The organism is Acinetobacter sp. 22301, assembly GCF_052045285.1.
In the GTDB taxonomy this organism is placed as follows: Bacteria; Pseudomonadota; Gammaproteobacteria; order Pseudomonadales; family Moraxellaceae; genus Acinetobacter; species Acinetobacter pittii.
In genome coordinates, this window is record NZ_JBQEOR010000002.1 from 239,766 (window position 1) to 252,727 (window position 12,962).

Consider the following 12,962-nt stretch of genomic DNA (forward strand, 5'->3'; position numbering starts at 1 on the left):
GTAATTTGTGTTATATACTATACCAAAAGATAGTTTAGATTTTAAAAATGACTGAATGCGTTCCATCACATACGCCATTAGAAGAAACAGGTTTTGGCTATACCCTTTCTTTGATTAATGGCAAATATAAAATGATTATTATGTATTGGCTGTATGAAAAAAATGTCATGCGTTTTAATGAGATGCAACGCTGCATTGGTAATATTTCGTTTAGAACACTCAGCAATACACTTAAAGAGTTAGAAAGAGACCAGCTTATTATTCGTAAGGAATATCCTCAAATTCCGCCTAAGGTTGAGTACCGTCTTTCAGAAAGAGGACAGTCTTTAATTCCGTTGTTAGATATGATGTGCCAATGGGGCGAGCAGAATAAGTCGTCTTAATTTTATAGAGTTGAAGCGATACTAAATATGAGAAATGAATTAAGAGAAATTTTTATTAAGGGATGCGACGATAAAATTGAAAAAAAGGGAGACAATGTCGGTCTGTCTTTTTATGCTTTTTTTAAAAATAAGAACGATAACCCTGAGTTACTGATGGAAGCAGCGCATTGGTGGATTATGTTGCATAAGCTAGATCACTTCGAGAAGGCTGTTAAGATTAAGAAGCTGGTTTTGAGTGAAAGCTAAAAATAGAATTATTTAAAAGGCTTAAATTTAAGTAATTTAAGCCTTTTTATTATTTTAAAAAGATTTACTTAACATATGGCCAAACATCAGGATCTGTATATTCTTCATCTATATGATAACCCTCAGCCTTAGCTTTTCTCTCTTCCTTTTCCCGATATTTTTTATTTTCAATTAGTCTCTTTTTAAATGCTTGCTCGAATTCACTAGGTGTCATTTTATCAGAGTCAGGAATTGAGTCTCTTTCATTGTATCGAACACTCTGAAAGCTAAATCTAAGCATATATTGTTCTTCATTCCGCTCATTCTTAGCTGTTCTTTTTAAACTGATATCTAAAATAACCCCATTAGCATACAACCTATAACCCAATGATTTTGTCGGGCTGTTGTTTATTATATTTTTCCACTCCTCAAAGCTAAAAATATAACTCGGGTCAATGACATCACGACTTTTCGATAGATGCTTAATATTATCTTCTTTAGCGATACGCGGAGCATCTGTAAAGAAATAGTTTTTCCAACCAGCCTGATTAATACGTTTCATTAAAGCTACATAGCTTTGATAAACCTGCTCTGGGGTAGCAAATTCTTCTTTTGTGAGGCCAGCATCAATATCTAAAACTTGGATCCCTTCATTTTTATCATATTGAGTTCCTAATACAGAGAAAACATGCTCAATCGATAAAGTGTTAGAACCATTCTCTATAGTTAATTTTCCTAAGTTAGGAGGAGAAAATTGAAGTTCTCTAAAGCTAACGCCAGCTAGATGATTATCGACATTGCCATCACTATAATTTGAAAAATCTTGAATACCTTGTTCACCCATATGCAAAGTGTAGGCTTGCTGATGGGAATCTAAACTTTCATTATGTTTTGCGGCTGGCTGACAAGCGGAAAGTAATAATCCGAAAATAAAGATTAGGAAATATTGTCTAAATTTTACCGTCATTACTAAATTCTCTACTTTGCTATTTCCCTACTCTGCGATAATTTTTAATCTTGGACAATAAAGCTATATGTCTTGTCAATTTCAGCATCACCACCTGCATAGAAATCAGCTCTTATATGGATTGTATATTTTCCTTTGTTCTTTGGAGTACCTTTGATTTGTATAACATTATATCCATCCAAGTCATCAACAGGTTTAACTGTTATGCCTAGGTCTTCGGGAATATTAGTTTCTAATTCAGCGTATTTATCAATAACTTTCCCACCAGAAATCTTAATAATTTGTTGGTATTCTTGATTAATATGAGCAGCAGGCAAATCCTCGGGAGTAATCGTATATTTTTTCCCACAGCCTGTAAGTATAAAAATAATGGAGAAAATAAATATTAATCTATGCTTCATTAGAAAATTTTCTTTTGAGGAGAGAGCAAAATAATTTTATTATCAAAAAATATAAAATCTTTTTATTTCTTTTTCCAAGCTAGAATATAACTTTTAAAGAATAATAATCTATGATTACTTATGAAATGGGACAGATAAACCAGATAATTATATTAGTTTATAAAATTTGAAAAGGATAAAAATGTTTACAGATACACTATCTAGTTTCCTTGAAAAATTAGCTTCAGAAGATGAATTGGATGAGTGGTATTTATCTGCTTTCATTGATGAAAATATTTGTTCGCTATCAGCAGCAGAAGCTTTTGAATTTTCTTCACATATTCTAAAGCTTCTTAAAGATAACGCTCAACCAGACTATACATATGAATTACTTACTATTTTATTAGCTCTACAACGACAGTTTGATACAACACAAATACCTGAAATTCTAAAAAATAGTCCTAATTTTTTTGATGAAATTATTAAAAATAATCCTGAAAAATATATTCTAAATCTAGTTCATGAGTTGGCTAAAAACTATCGTATTATTAACCTCTATAGTAATTAAATAATCTAATTCATATATAAAATAGGGTTAAAAAACTTCTATTAATTTTCTGTAGAAAGCCCAACTCTCGTTGGGCCTTCCCCATCAAACCCTTTTTAAAAAATACTCAAGCAATGTATCTCTGTCCTTTGCCTGATCTGAGCCTAAAAGTCCAAAAATCGCCCCATCAATCATAAATACAAAAATATCAGACTCTTCATATGTTGCTCTTTTTTTAGATTCCCTCAGTACCCAAAAAATTTCATTTTTAAGCCAGCGCCTATATCTGAGTGCAGTTTGATAGGCATTTGGATAAAGCTTTTTAATTTCAAAAATCGCTTTAAACAACAGGTAATACGCACCTTTTAAATCGGCATGTAAAAGGTAAATTTGCCTGAGCTGATGAACCAAATCTGGATATTGACGAGCTTCGCTGATCGCCCTCACTTTTTCTTTTAACTGCTCTTTTTGAACCAATAAACACATTTCAATCAGTCTTTCTTTGGAGTGAAAGTAGTTGTAAAAAGTGGCTTTGGTAATTTTGGCCTCACTAACAATTCGGTCCACCCCCACCTTGTTGAAGCCATGTTGTTTAAATAACTCTGCTGCTGTGTATAGCGCTCGCGTCGCTCGAAAGGAAGCTTCTAAATTTTTCATGTATACCGCTTAAAATAATTTTTTGTTGTAAATAAAAGAGATAGAAATGCCGTCGCTCTTAAATTGAGTGCTAAATACAGGCATGCAAAAACCGCACAAAAATGGTGTGCTCGCCTATCTCGGGTTTTATTGTTGCTATGATTTTTTAGTCGTAATGACCTATGGCTTAAAACCTAGAGTCGGTTAAACCGTTTTAAAAACCAATTGGGTATAGAGTCAAAGATTTTGGCGAAGGTTGCCAATGAGAGAGATGAAATAGTACGCATGTGCGGACTCCTTGTGTGTAAAGGAGTTCTACCCGATCACTGTCAAATGATGGTGGTAGAACGAGAGAAGGTTGACAGACTGACACACAAGAATCAGCACGCACAAGGCGTCCCTCCCTCGCCCTACCGCTACGAAGGGGGACGAACGAGTTCGCCACCAAAAAGAGAACTTTTTGATGTCTTGTGTGTTATATCGATCTGTCAAAATCGACTGGCAATGTGGCCAGCAGGCAAAGGATAATCCGCGTGTTTTGGAGTGTCAATGTAAGGTTGAATAGAAATTGGTTAAATAATTATTGTTGTTTATTCAATTAGATATTTAAGCTAAAAAGACCTTCAACTTAAATTTAACGATATCATCATAATAGTAAAATTGGTGGCAGAACGAAAAGAGGTTAGCAGACTGGACACACAGAACCAGTACACTCGAAAGTGTCCCCTTATCGCTCTACCATAGAATGGTGGCAAAACGAAAAGGGGTTAGCAGACTGGGTACAGCACCAGCACACTCGAAGGTGTCCCCTTATCGTTCTACCCTAGAGTAGTTTGCAGACAAAGAATAATTCTCAAGTTTTTAAGTGTCAACGTTCATATATTATTAATTTATAAAATATTTTTATTTCTATTGGCTCATTTTTTCATTGTTAATTTATCATTCATTTTCAAAACTGTTTAAATGAACAGATTGATCACGCTATAAATAAAAGCTACAGTAAATAAAGTTTGAATTTTATAACTTTAAATAAATTAATAACGCATGCAGACAAAAACATGGAAACCATACATGATTTTTATCGCCGCTTTTCTTTAACCAGAGATAGCGATTACTCGGTTCCATCGACTTCGTTTGGACATTTTAACGTGTTCCAGCGCGATGCCTGCTCGTTTCTCACACCTTATAGCCGCCGCGATTATTATAAAATTTCACTGGTTTTAGGCACAGGTGAACTTCATTACGCCAACCGCTGGATACGAGTCGACCGCCCTGCTTTGCTGTTTTCAAACCCGATGGTGCCCTATGCATGGGAAATTAATTCGCCCGAACAGGCAGGCTGGTTTTGTCTATTTACCGAAGAGTTTGTAAACCAAGAGTCGCGACAAAGCTTTTTAAAAGACTCACCGCTATTTAAAGTCGACGGCGACCCGCTATATTTTTTAAATGACCAACAGGTTGAAGAAATTTCATTTATTTTCAAAAAGATGATGAATGAAATAAATTCAGACTATATTCATAAATACAACGTTTTAAGAAATTATTTGCACCTAATTGTGCATGAAGCCATGAAAATGCAACCGACCCAACAGTTTGAAAAACATAGCAATGCTGCGGTTCGGATTTGCCATTTATTCTTTGAGTTGTTAGAGCGTCAGTTCCCGATCGACTCGCCCCATTTTCAGCTTAAACTCAAAACGGCAAATGACTATGCATATGGTCTGTCGGTGCATGTGAACCATTTAAACCGCGCTGTAAAAGAAGCCACAGGTAAAACCACCTCTGAGCATATTAGCTCGCGTATTACGCAAGAAGCCAAAGCACTGCTGCAACACACCAGTTGGAATATTTCCGAAATTGCTTATAGCTTAGGCTTTGAATATTCAGCATATTTCACCAATTTCTTTAAGAAAAATACGGGCTTTTCACCTAAAAAGTTCCGTGAAGATTGTGTAGCTTAAAAACAGATTGTTTGAATTTTATAATTATTGGTTTGAATGTTATACGTCAGTTTGAGCCAAAGCATTTTATAGTTTTTCTACTCAAGTGATTTTGCAAAAAGAGTGTGAAAAATGAAATATAGAACTTTAGGACAAACAGGCGAAAAAGTATCAGCACTTGGTTTAGGTTGCATGGGAATGAGCTTTGCCTATGGTGCCTCAGACGACACACAAAGCATTGCCACTCTAGAAAAGGCCTTAGACCTCGGCATTAACTTTTGGGACACTGCCGACATGTACGGCAACGGCGCAAATGAAGTTTTACTCTCAAAAGTTTTAGAAAAACACCGCGACAAAGTATTCTTGGCGACCAAATTTGGCTTTCGTTATAAAGAAGACAATCTTAACCCAAAAAACTCTTTAGAGTCTTATATCGACGGCTCGCCTGAGTGGATTAAAGTCGCGGTCGAAAACAGTTTAAGACGCTTAAATACAGACGTGATCGATTTGTATTATGCGCACCGCATTGACCCAAATATTCCGGTTGAAGATACCATTGGCGCAATGGCGGACTTGGTCAAACAAGGTAAAGTTCGTTATTTAGGACTCAGTGAAGCGTCGGCTGAAACCATTCGTAAAGCGCATGCGATTCACCCGATTGCAGCGGTTCAACATGAATACTCGCTACTTACCCGTGAGTTTGAGCAAACCCATTTGCAAACCATTCGCGAGTTAGGCATTAGCCTTGTGCCGTATTCACCGCTGTCACGTGGTTTAATCACCAATACGCTTGATGTGGGTAGCCTAGATGAAAACGATTTCCGTCGTCAGTTGCCACGCTATCAAGGCGATAACTGGAAAAATAACCAAAGCTTGGCGCAAGCATTTAGCGACTTTGCCCAAAGCAAAAATGCGACAGCGGCTCAACTGGCTTTGGCTTGGATTTTGGCGCAAGGTGACGACATTATTCCAATTCCGGGTACGCGTAAAATTGAGCGACTTGTGGAAAATGCCGGTGCTGTAGACCTTCATTTAACAGCGGCAGACTTGGCAGAAATTGACGCGATTATTGCGAGATATCCAAATATGGGCGCACGCTATAACGCTCAGCAACTTGCTGCGGTGAATCACTAAAATTTAAACCATAAAAAAGTCCGATTCAGTGTCGGACTTTTTAATTTAATTTTTGCTATATGTGCCCTGCTGGCGTCCACCTTCCCAGATTGCATCTAAGGATTTATCCGAAATCATTAGGCTTTCAGGGAATATACTTAAATCCTTTTTAAATTTAGAATCTGGTTTTAAACCAATACAGTCTCCATTTTTCCACCATGTGCCTTCGGCATATTGGTCTAAAGCGCCAACAGCGAGCATCCATTGAAACTTGCCGTCTGGTTGAAGTAAAAGCTCCGAACCCACTTCCATCACGCCATTTAAATAATAGTGCCCACTCCATGCCTGATCAGTTTTTTGGAATTTCACTTCTTTGCATGTGCTAGTTGGCTCCGCATAAATTTGAGCAGAAAAAATAACCGTCGAAAGAAGTATTAGAGGTGCAAATATATTTTTCATTATTGTGTTCCTATATGTTTAATCTTATTTTCCAGACTCGACTTTTAAATACGTTCCATCGGCATAAACGTTATGTCCAAAGCCACAACCCGACTCGCCTTCGCTTTGTTTGGCTTGAATATAATTTCCTAATTTCGCATTAGATTTAAAATCGAGCTGAATACGGCAGTCTTCATTTTTATAAACCGTTTGCTTTTTATTAGTCGGCATTTTAGTGTCAAACTCACCCATATTTGGGCCATAGATCAAACTTCTAAGTCCCATATATAAACCGGCATAGCTAATTGCATATTGGCCCTTCTCACGACTTACCGTGATGTGATCCCACTCACCAAAACCAGAGTATCTGACATATTCACCTGACAAATCATTTGAGGTTTTAGGTTGAGGTAATTGCTTAAGATTAAACTGACTCGACTTTGATTTTTCATCGAGCATAAACCATGCTCTCGCCCAAAGTGGCTGACCCAATTTGGCGTAGGCTAAGCCCACGTTATTGTTGGCAACTTCAATATCACGGTCAGTAAATTTAACTGTGGTTTCATCTTCATTGGCTTTACAAAATGCAGTCCAAGAGGCTTGATTCTGGAAATTTTCGAGCGCTTTTTTATATTGTTTTTGGTCGTAGAATTTCTTACCTAAACTCGCGTATTGCTTCACTTTATTACAGCTTTGTTGTAATTCTTGTTCAAAAGAAAACTCTGCATGCGTGACGGCCAAAGCCGAAAGTGTAAGAACCGCGCAACCTGAAATAATAGATTTAATCATTTTTAAAATTCTTTAATAATTAACTAATTATATAATATGAGTAAGCTCCATAAATCACAATTCTCTGAAACAAAAGTCTCTTAGAAGAGTTTACGTTTTTATAAAACTGGTTAAATCAATACAGAATAAATCATGGAAGGTGTTAAGTGTTAACTGATTATTTTAATTGAATATTCATCTAAAAAATAATGTAGACTGCATGTGTAAAACTTAGGAAGAATTATAAGATTGAATAATTTAATTATTGGGACTCTATTTGCGCTCTGTGCTGCTGCACTCAATGCCTCTATTGGTGTAATTAGTAAATTACTCATGCATAGTGGTTTAAACCCACAAGACATTGCCTTTTTAAAAACCATTATCGCCTTTTTCTTTTTAAGTGTGTTTTTATTTAAAGTGCCTGTTAGCCAAAAGATTGCTTTTATTAGCAGCACGCCAAGCAAGCTCAGTGTTTTTACTCAAATTGCTATCTGTGCTTTTTTAGGGATTTTCTCTTTATTCTTTTTCGAAACCATTGCCTACAACCACGGTGCTGCGGCCAATGTGGTGGTGGTCCTCATGGCTTCGGCTGCCATCTCTGCCCTATTTTTTGGTCGGTTCATTTTAAAAGAAAGTATCTACATTCACTCTCTTATTGGAACATTATTGGCTGTCGCGGGGATTAGTATCATTTCATGGAAAGGTGAAAATAGCCTTTTAATGCTGATCAACGCTTCTATTGCCGGTACGGGTTATGGCTTATTTTCGGTTTTAGTGAAAAAGTTCAAATTAAACGGCGGGCTGTTTCTGACTAAATATTTATTGCTGTTTGGCAGTGTTTACCTTGCGGTTCCGTTTTTAATTAATTTTCACAGCATTAATTTTAATAGTGACATTGTTTTAGGTTTGATTGGTTTAGCTGTCCTGCCGACCATACTCGGCTTTTTCTGTACCACTAAAGCGTTGTCTTATATGAGTGCCGCAAAGGTACAAGTGACCGAGCTTTCAGAACCCATTTTCGCAGCGCTCATGGCTTGGGTTTTCATTCATGAACAGCCGACTTTATCATTTTTATATGGCGCGATTTTTATTATTTTCGGCATCTTTTTAATGAACAGAACGCCGAAAACAAGCTAGTCGATTTCATCTAATTCATTGGCGTGGTGACAAGCCACTTGCACCACACTGGCAAAGTTAATCGCCATTTGTGAAGGGGCATGTTTCTTATAAGCAAGCCCTAAACCCACTGTAGGGACAGGGGCTTTCAAAGAGCGATAAGCCACACCCTGAATTTGCAATTGTTTGGTCGACTCAGGAACCAAAGACACTCCTAAATTTGCAGACACCAACGATAAAATCGACACAATTTGTGGGGCATTTTGTCCAATTTTCGGTTCAAAACCTCGCTCATGACAGGCTTGTTTAATCGCATCAAAAAGCCCTGCACTAATGGAAGGTGGCGAGACAATAAAATCAAGCTCTCGTAGCGCCGTTAAATCAATTTCTTGCGTTGAATCATCTAGACTCAAAGACTCAGAAGGTAAAGCGGCAATGAGTGGCTCTGCTAATAATTCTTGAATAATTAAACTATCTGGAATATTTCGTGGTGAACGAATAATCGCGACATCTAAGCGATCTTCAAGCAATAAATCAATGAGTAGTAAGGTGTTGGCTTCTTCAAGTTTTAAATTCACTTTCGGGTATTGCTGCTGGAAATAGCGAACACATTTAGGAATGAGAGGGTTCAGCATTGAAGTGCCAGTAAAACCTAATCGTAGTTGACCCACTTCGCCATTTGCCACTTGTTTAACTAAGCTTGCTGCATCTTCTACACGCTGTTGTACTGGCTGAATTGCATTTAAAAAGGCAAGCCCCGCTTCGGTCAGCTCCACCCCATGTGGCGAACGAATAAATAAATCTGCGCCTAATTCTTCTTCTAAGTCACGTATTTGCATGCTTAAAGGCGGCTGGCTCATGTTTAAGCGTTGCGCAGCTTTGGTAAAGTTTTTTTCTTCTGCTACCGCTAAAAAGTAGCGTATATGCCTGAGTTCCATTGTTATATATAAAATATATCGTATCCCATTATTAAATATATTAGAAAAATACCACTCAAATTGCTAATTTTAATTTATCGAATTTTCTCGATGCAGCATGCCTTCAGGCACTGCTTTTTCTTTCTGTCATGGTCATGATATGAGTTCTTCATCTACACCCAGTACCTTAAGCACTGAGGCAACTTCTGTTCTTTCCCGCGAGTGGATTCACAAAGGGACTAAAGCCTATAAACACGCAGGATTTGCTTTATTCCTGGTAGGTTTTGCCAGTTTCTCTCTGATTTATTGTGTACAGCCACTCTTACCTGCATTTAGCCAAAGCTTCCAGATTAGCCCTGCGAGTAGCTCTTTAGCACTGTCATTAACGACTGCCTTTTTAGCGGTTTCGATTGTGCTATCAAGCGCCTTTTCACAAGCCCTTGGCCGTCGCGGTGTAATCTTTACATCAATGTTATGTGCCGCAATTTTAAATATTGTCTCAATGTTTACCCCGAACTGGCACAGTTTGCTGATAGCACGCGCTTTAGAAGGTTTACTGCTCGGCGGCGTGCCAGCAGTGACAATGGCTTGGATTGCCGAAGAAATTGCGCCTGAGCACCTAGGTAAAACCATGGGTTTATATATTGCAGGTACGGCTTTTGGTGGCATGATGGGCCGTGTCGGTATGGGTATTTTGGTTGAATATTTTTCGTGGCGAACTGCTTTAGGCTTACTTGGAGCAATCTGTTTTATTTGCTCAATTGCCTTTTTAAAACTACTGCCTGCTTCGTGTAATTTTGTGCAGAAAAAAGGGCTCAATTTAGGCTTTCACATGCAAATGTGGCGTGCTCATTTAAGCAATACTAAATTATTACGCCTGTTTGCCATTGGGTTCTTGCTCACTAGTGTGTTTGTGACCTTGTTTAACTATGCCACTTTCCGTTTAAGCGGAGCACCTTATTCACTCAGTCAGACACAAATTAGCCTTATTTTCTTGTCGTATAGCTTTGGTATGGTGTCTTCATCGTTGGCAGGTAGCTTAGCGGATCGCTTTGGTAAAAAAACCATGATGATGAGTAGTTTTGCGCTCATGATTGTGGGTAGCCTTATGACCCTGCTCACTTCTCTTTTCGGCATTATTATTGGGATTGCATTTATTACTACAGGTTTCTTTATTACCCACTCACTTACCAGTAGTTCTGTTGGCGCTGAAAGCAAACAAGCTAAAGCACATGCTAGTTCGCTCTACTTACTTTTTTACTATATGGGTTCAAGTATTATCGGCTCGGCAGGTGGTTGGTTCTGGCTGCACGGTGGTTGGAATGCGATTGTTGGCTTAACCATTGTACTGTCATTACTTGGGGTATTTTTAGTAATTTATACAAAACACGCGAAAGCGCATTAATGTGTTGAAACCCTAAATTTTTCAGGCTAAACCCTATGAGTATTTAAAAATGATATGAAAAAATTTAAATGCTCATTTTTTGGCTTGTAATTTTTTTAAGAAACTGTAAAATTCACTCCACATTGCCGGCATAGCTCAGTTGGTAGAGCAACTGACTTGTAATCAGTAGGTCCACAGTTCGAATCCGTGTGCCGGCACCATCATTAAACCTCATGAATATTTGATTTATGGGGTTTTTTGTTGTCTGTAGATTTTGTAATGCAAAATTTTATCTAAAAATAAAAAACTACTATAGCAATATTATCTCTATAACAGTTCTAAAATAGATAGTAACTTAAGTTTAAAAGGATTAAGTATTTTATTTAATTTATTTTACATACTGCCAAACATCTGGGTCCTGATATGACTCGTCAATATGGAAACCTTCTTTTTTGGCTTTAATTTCAGCTTTGCTTCTTTCTTTTTGATCTACTAATACCATTTCATCGTAATCTCTTTTTAAGTCGATCCCTGTTAATTTATACCCATTTTCAATTAAATTTTTTGTTACGTATCTAATTGATTGAATTGAAAATCTCAACATAAACTGTTCATTCTTTTCAGCCTTTAGCTCTTTTTTACTAGTTTTCTCTAAATTTAGTTCAGTTAAAACACCTTTTTTATATAAATTAAAATATAGTGAGGTAGAGGATTTAAAATGCTCTCTCCATTCGGCTAGAGTTAATAGATTAAAGGGATCTATTACAGTATTATTTTTTTCGATTCTCTTTAAATTATCTTTTTTATCAAAACGAGCATCTGAGGGATAGAAATATTGTTGCCACCCTGCTTTTTGTAGCTCACCAAATAACTCCTTATAAGCCATATAAGCCTGCTCTTCACTAACAAACTCTTCTTTATTTAACCCTGCAGTCACATCAATAATCTGGATACCTTCATTTTGCTGTGCATAGCCAATCCGCGTACCCATTGCCGAAAATACATTCTTAATAACAAAACTATTCTCATCTAAATCTATTTTTATATTTGCTAAATGCGGAGATTCCCACGTAAGGTCAAAAAAGACATCCCCGCTGGTTGCTGGTCTACACCTGTTTGCATATACGATTTAAACTTTTTTTCACCCTCTATACCAAAATTCAATGTGTAAAGTTCAGGTTGAGAAAATGCTTTTTTATTATTTCTCTCAGCATTACATCCTTGTAAATTTAAAAGAATAAAAAATAAAAAGAAATAACTAACTATTTTTTTCATCAACTAGAAAATCCAGAGGTTAGTTTTATAGATTTAAATTCAGCAATCTGATTATTTTACATACTGCCAAACATCTGGGTCCTGATATGACTCATCAATATGGAAACCTTCTTTTTTGGCTTGGTTTTCAACTTTAGCTCTTTGCTTTTCAGTGTATTTTATTCTTTCATCAAAGGCAGTTTTAAGTTCCTGACCTGAAAGTTTATAGCCATCTTTAATTGAATTTTTTGTACTATAACGAATCGTTTCAATAGAATATCTAACCATATATTGTTTTTTATTATTTTCTGATTTTGTTTTATCTATACTAATTTCTAAAGATATACCATGAGTATATAAGCGCGCTGCTACTGTTGGTTTTTTATTAAAAAAATCACTCCACTCTGTAAGTGTTAAATGATTATAAGGATCTATAATAAGGCCATCTTCAATCATAGACTTAATGTTATCTTGTTTTGCAATTCGAGCAGTATTTGGATAAAAATACTGTTCCCACCCTGCTTTTCGTAGCTGACCAAATAGCTCTTTATAGGCCATATAAGCCTGTTCTTGACTAACAAACTCTTCTTTATTCAAGCCTGCTGTCACATCAATAATTTGGATACCTTCATTTTGCTGTGCATAGTCAATCCGTGTTCCCATTGCTGAAAATGCATTTTTAATAACAAAACTATTCTCACCTAAATCTATTTTTATATTTGCTAAATGCGGAGGTTCCCACGTAAGGTCAAAAAAAGACATCCCCGCTGGTTGCTGGTCTACACCTGTTTGCATATAAGATTTAAACTTTTTTTCACCCTCTACACCAAAATTCAATGAGTAAAGTTCAGGTTGAGAAGACATTTTTTGTTCCTTTTGCTGAGCATGACACGC

Annotated in this window: 16 protein-coding genes and 1 tRNA gene; 8 read left to right on the forward strand and 9 right to left on the reverse strand. The window is 36.8% G+C overall.

What is annotated here, in order from left to right:
• Positions 1-47: 47 nt before the first annotated feature.
• Together ACTJJH_RS05390 and ACTJJH_RS05395 are read left to right on the forward strand one after the other, a co-directional pair.
• Complete coding sequence (locus ACTJJH_RS05390; protein WP_440600835.1) at positions 48-383, forward strand: winged helix-turn-helix transcriptional regulator; 336 nt, start codon at positions 48-50, stop codon at positions 381-383.
• 27 nt (positions 384-410) lie between these two features.
• On the forward strand, positions 411-629 hold the full coding sequence (locus tag ACTJJH_RS05395) for a DUF6500 family protein (protein ID WP_005038153.1): 219 nt from the start codon (positions 411-413) through the stop codon (positions 627-629).
• 64 nt (positions 630-693) lie between these two features.
• Here ACTJJH_RS05395 and ACTJJH_RS05400 read toward each other — a convergent pair whose 3' ends face one another.
• Both ACTJJH_RS05400 and ACTJJH_RS05405 read right to left on the reverse strand, forming a co-directional pair.
• Complete coding sequence (locus tag ACTJJH_RS05400; protein ID WP_440600836.1) at positions 694-1,575, reverse strand: hypothetical protein; 882 nt, start codon at positions 1,573-1,575, stop codon at positions 694-696.
• Positions 1,576-1,619: 44 nt separating this feature from the next.
• Positions 1,620-1,976 carry a hypothetical protein gene (locus ACTJJH_RS05405; RefSeq protein ID WP_440600837.1) on the reverse strand — a complete coding sequence of 119 codons (357 nt, stop codon included), beginning with the start codon at positions 1,974-1,976 and terminating at the stop codon, positions 1,620-1,622.
• A 181-nt stretch (positions 1,977-2,157) separates the two neighbouring features.
• Here ACTJJH_RS05405 and ACTJJH_RS05410 point away from each other — a divergent pair, with 181 nt between their 5' ends.
• Entirely contained in the window at positions 2,158-2,523 is a 366-nt protein-coding gene (locus tag ACTJJH_RS05410; RefSeq protein WP_440600838.1) for a hypothetical protein, read from the forward strand.
• A gap of 84 nt (positions 2,524-2,607) precedes the next feature.
• Here ACTJJH_RS05410 and ACTJJH_RS05415 read toward each other — a convergent pair whose 3' ends face one another.
• On the reverse strand, positions 2,608-3,159 hold the full coding sequence (locus ACTJJH_RS05415) for a TetR/AcrR family transcriptional regulator (RefSeq protein WP_440600839.1): 552 nt from the start codon (positions 3,157-3,159) through the stop codon (positions 2,608-2,610).
• 1,037 nt (positions 3,160-4,196) lie between these two features.
• Here ACTJJH_RS05415 and ACTJJH_RS05420 point away from each other — a divergent pair.
• Positions 4,197-5,099 carry a helix-turn-helix domain-containing protein gene (locus ACTJJH_RS05420; protein ID WP_000447715.1) on the forward strand — a complete coding sequence of 301 codons (903 nt, stop codon included), beginning with the start codon at positions 4,197-4,199 and terminating at the stop codon, positions 5,097-5,099.
• 111 nt (positions 5,100-5,210) lie between these two features.
• Complete coding sequence (locus ACTJJH_RS05425; protein ID WP_440600840.1) at positions 5,211-6,212, forward strand: aldo/keto reductase; 1,002 nt, start codon at positions 5,211-5,213, stop codon at positions 6,210-6,212.
• 45 nt (positions 6,213-6,257) lie between these two features.
• Here ACTJJH_RS05425 and ACTJJH_RS05430 read toward each other — a convergent pair whose 3' ends face one another.
• Positions 6,258-6,650 carry a hypothetical protein gene (locus tag ACTJJH_RS05430; RefSeq protein WP_420285566.1) on the reverse strand — a complete coding sequence of 131 codons (393 nt, stop codon included), beginning with the start codon at positions 6,648-6,650 and terminating at the stop codon, positions 6,258-6,260.
• A 24-nt stretch (positions 6,651-6,674) separates the two neighbouring features.
• Positions 6,675-7,418 carry a hypothetical protein gene (locus ACTJJH_RS05435; protein ID WP_440600841.1) on the reverse strand — a complete coding sequence of 248 codons (744 nt, stop codon included), beginning with the start codon at positions 7,416-7,418 and terminating at the stop codon, positions 6,675-6,677.
• Positions 7,419-7,646: 228 nt separating this feature from the next.
• On the opposite strand from ACTJJH_RS05435, the gene ACTJJH_RS05440 reads away from it, so the two are divergent.
• Complete coding sequence (locus tag ACTJJH_RS05440) at positions 7,647-8,534, forward strand: DMT family transporter (RefSeq protein WP_440600842.1); 888 nt, start codon at positions 7,647-7,649, stop codon at positions 8,532-8,534.
• Here ACTJJH_RS05440 and sxtR read toward each other — a convergent pair.
• On the reverse strand, positions 8,531-9,451 hold the full coding sequence (gene sxtR / locus ACTJJH_RS05445; protein ID WP_068976250.1) for a multidrug efflux pump transcriptional activator SxtR: 921 nt from the start codon (positions 9,449-9,451) through the stop codon (positions 8,531-8,533). The genes ACTJJH_RS05440 and sxtR overlap by 4 nt on opposite strands.
• 139 nt (positions 9,452-9,590) lie before the next feature.
• Here sxtR and sxtP point away from each other — a divergent pair, with 139 nt between their 5' ends.
• Both sxtP and ACTJJH_RS05455 read left to right on the forward strand, forming a co-directional pair.
• On the forward strand, positions 9,591-10,835 hold the full coding sequence (gene sxtP / locus ACTJJH_RS05450) for a multidrug efflux MFS transporter SxtP (RefSeq protein WP_440600843.1): 1,245 nt from the start codon (positions 9,591-9,593) through the stop codon (positions 10,833-10,835).
• A 124-nt stretch (positions 10,836-10,959) separates the two neighbouring features.
• Positions 10,960-11,035 (forward strand) — tRNA-Thr (locus ACTJJH_RS05455).
• A 167-nt stretch (positions 11,036-11,202) separates the two neighbouring features.
• Here ACTJJH_RS05455 and ACTJJH_RS05460 read toward each other — a convergent pair.
• From ACTJJH_RS05460 to ACTJJH_RS05470, 3 genes are read right to left on the reverse strand one after another with little or no spacing between them, the layout of a single operon-like run.
• Positions 11,203-11,805 (reverse strand): hypothetical protein, encoded by a 603-nt coding sequence (locus tag ACTJJH_RS05460; RefSeq protein WP_440600844.1) that lies wholly within the window; start codon positions 11,803-11,805, stop codon positions 11,203-11,205.
• A 59-nt stretch (positions 11,806-11,864) separates the two neighbouring features.
• Entirely contained in the window at positions 11,865-12,089 is a 225-nt protein-coding gene (locus ACTJJH_RS05465; RefSeq protein ID WP_440600845.1) for a hypothetical protein, read from the reverse strand.
• Positions 12,090-12,140: 51 nt separating this feature from the next.
• A complete protein-coding gene (locus ACTJJH_RS05470) occupies positions 12,141-12,932 on the reverse strand; it encodes a hypothetical protein (protein WP_440600846.1) in 792 nt (263 codons plus the stop codon).
• Positions 12,933-12,962 lie beyond the last annotated feature (30 nt).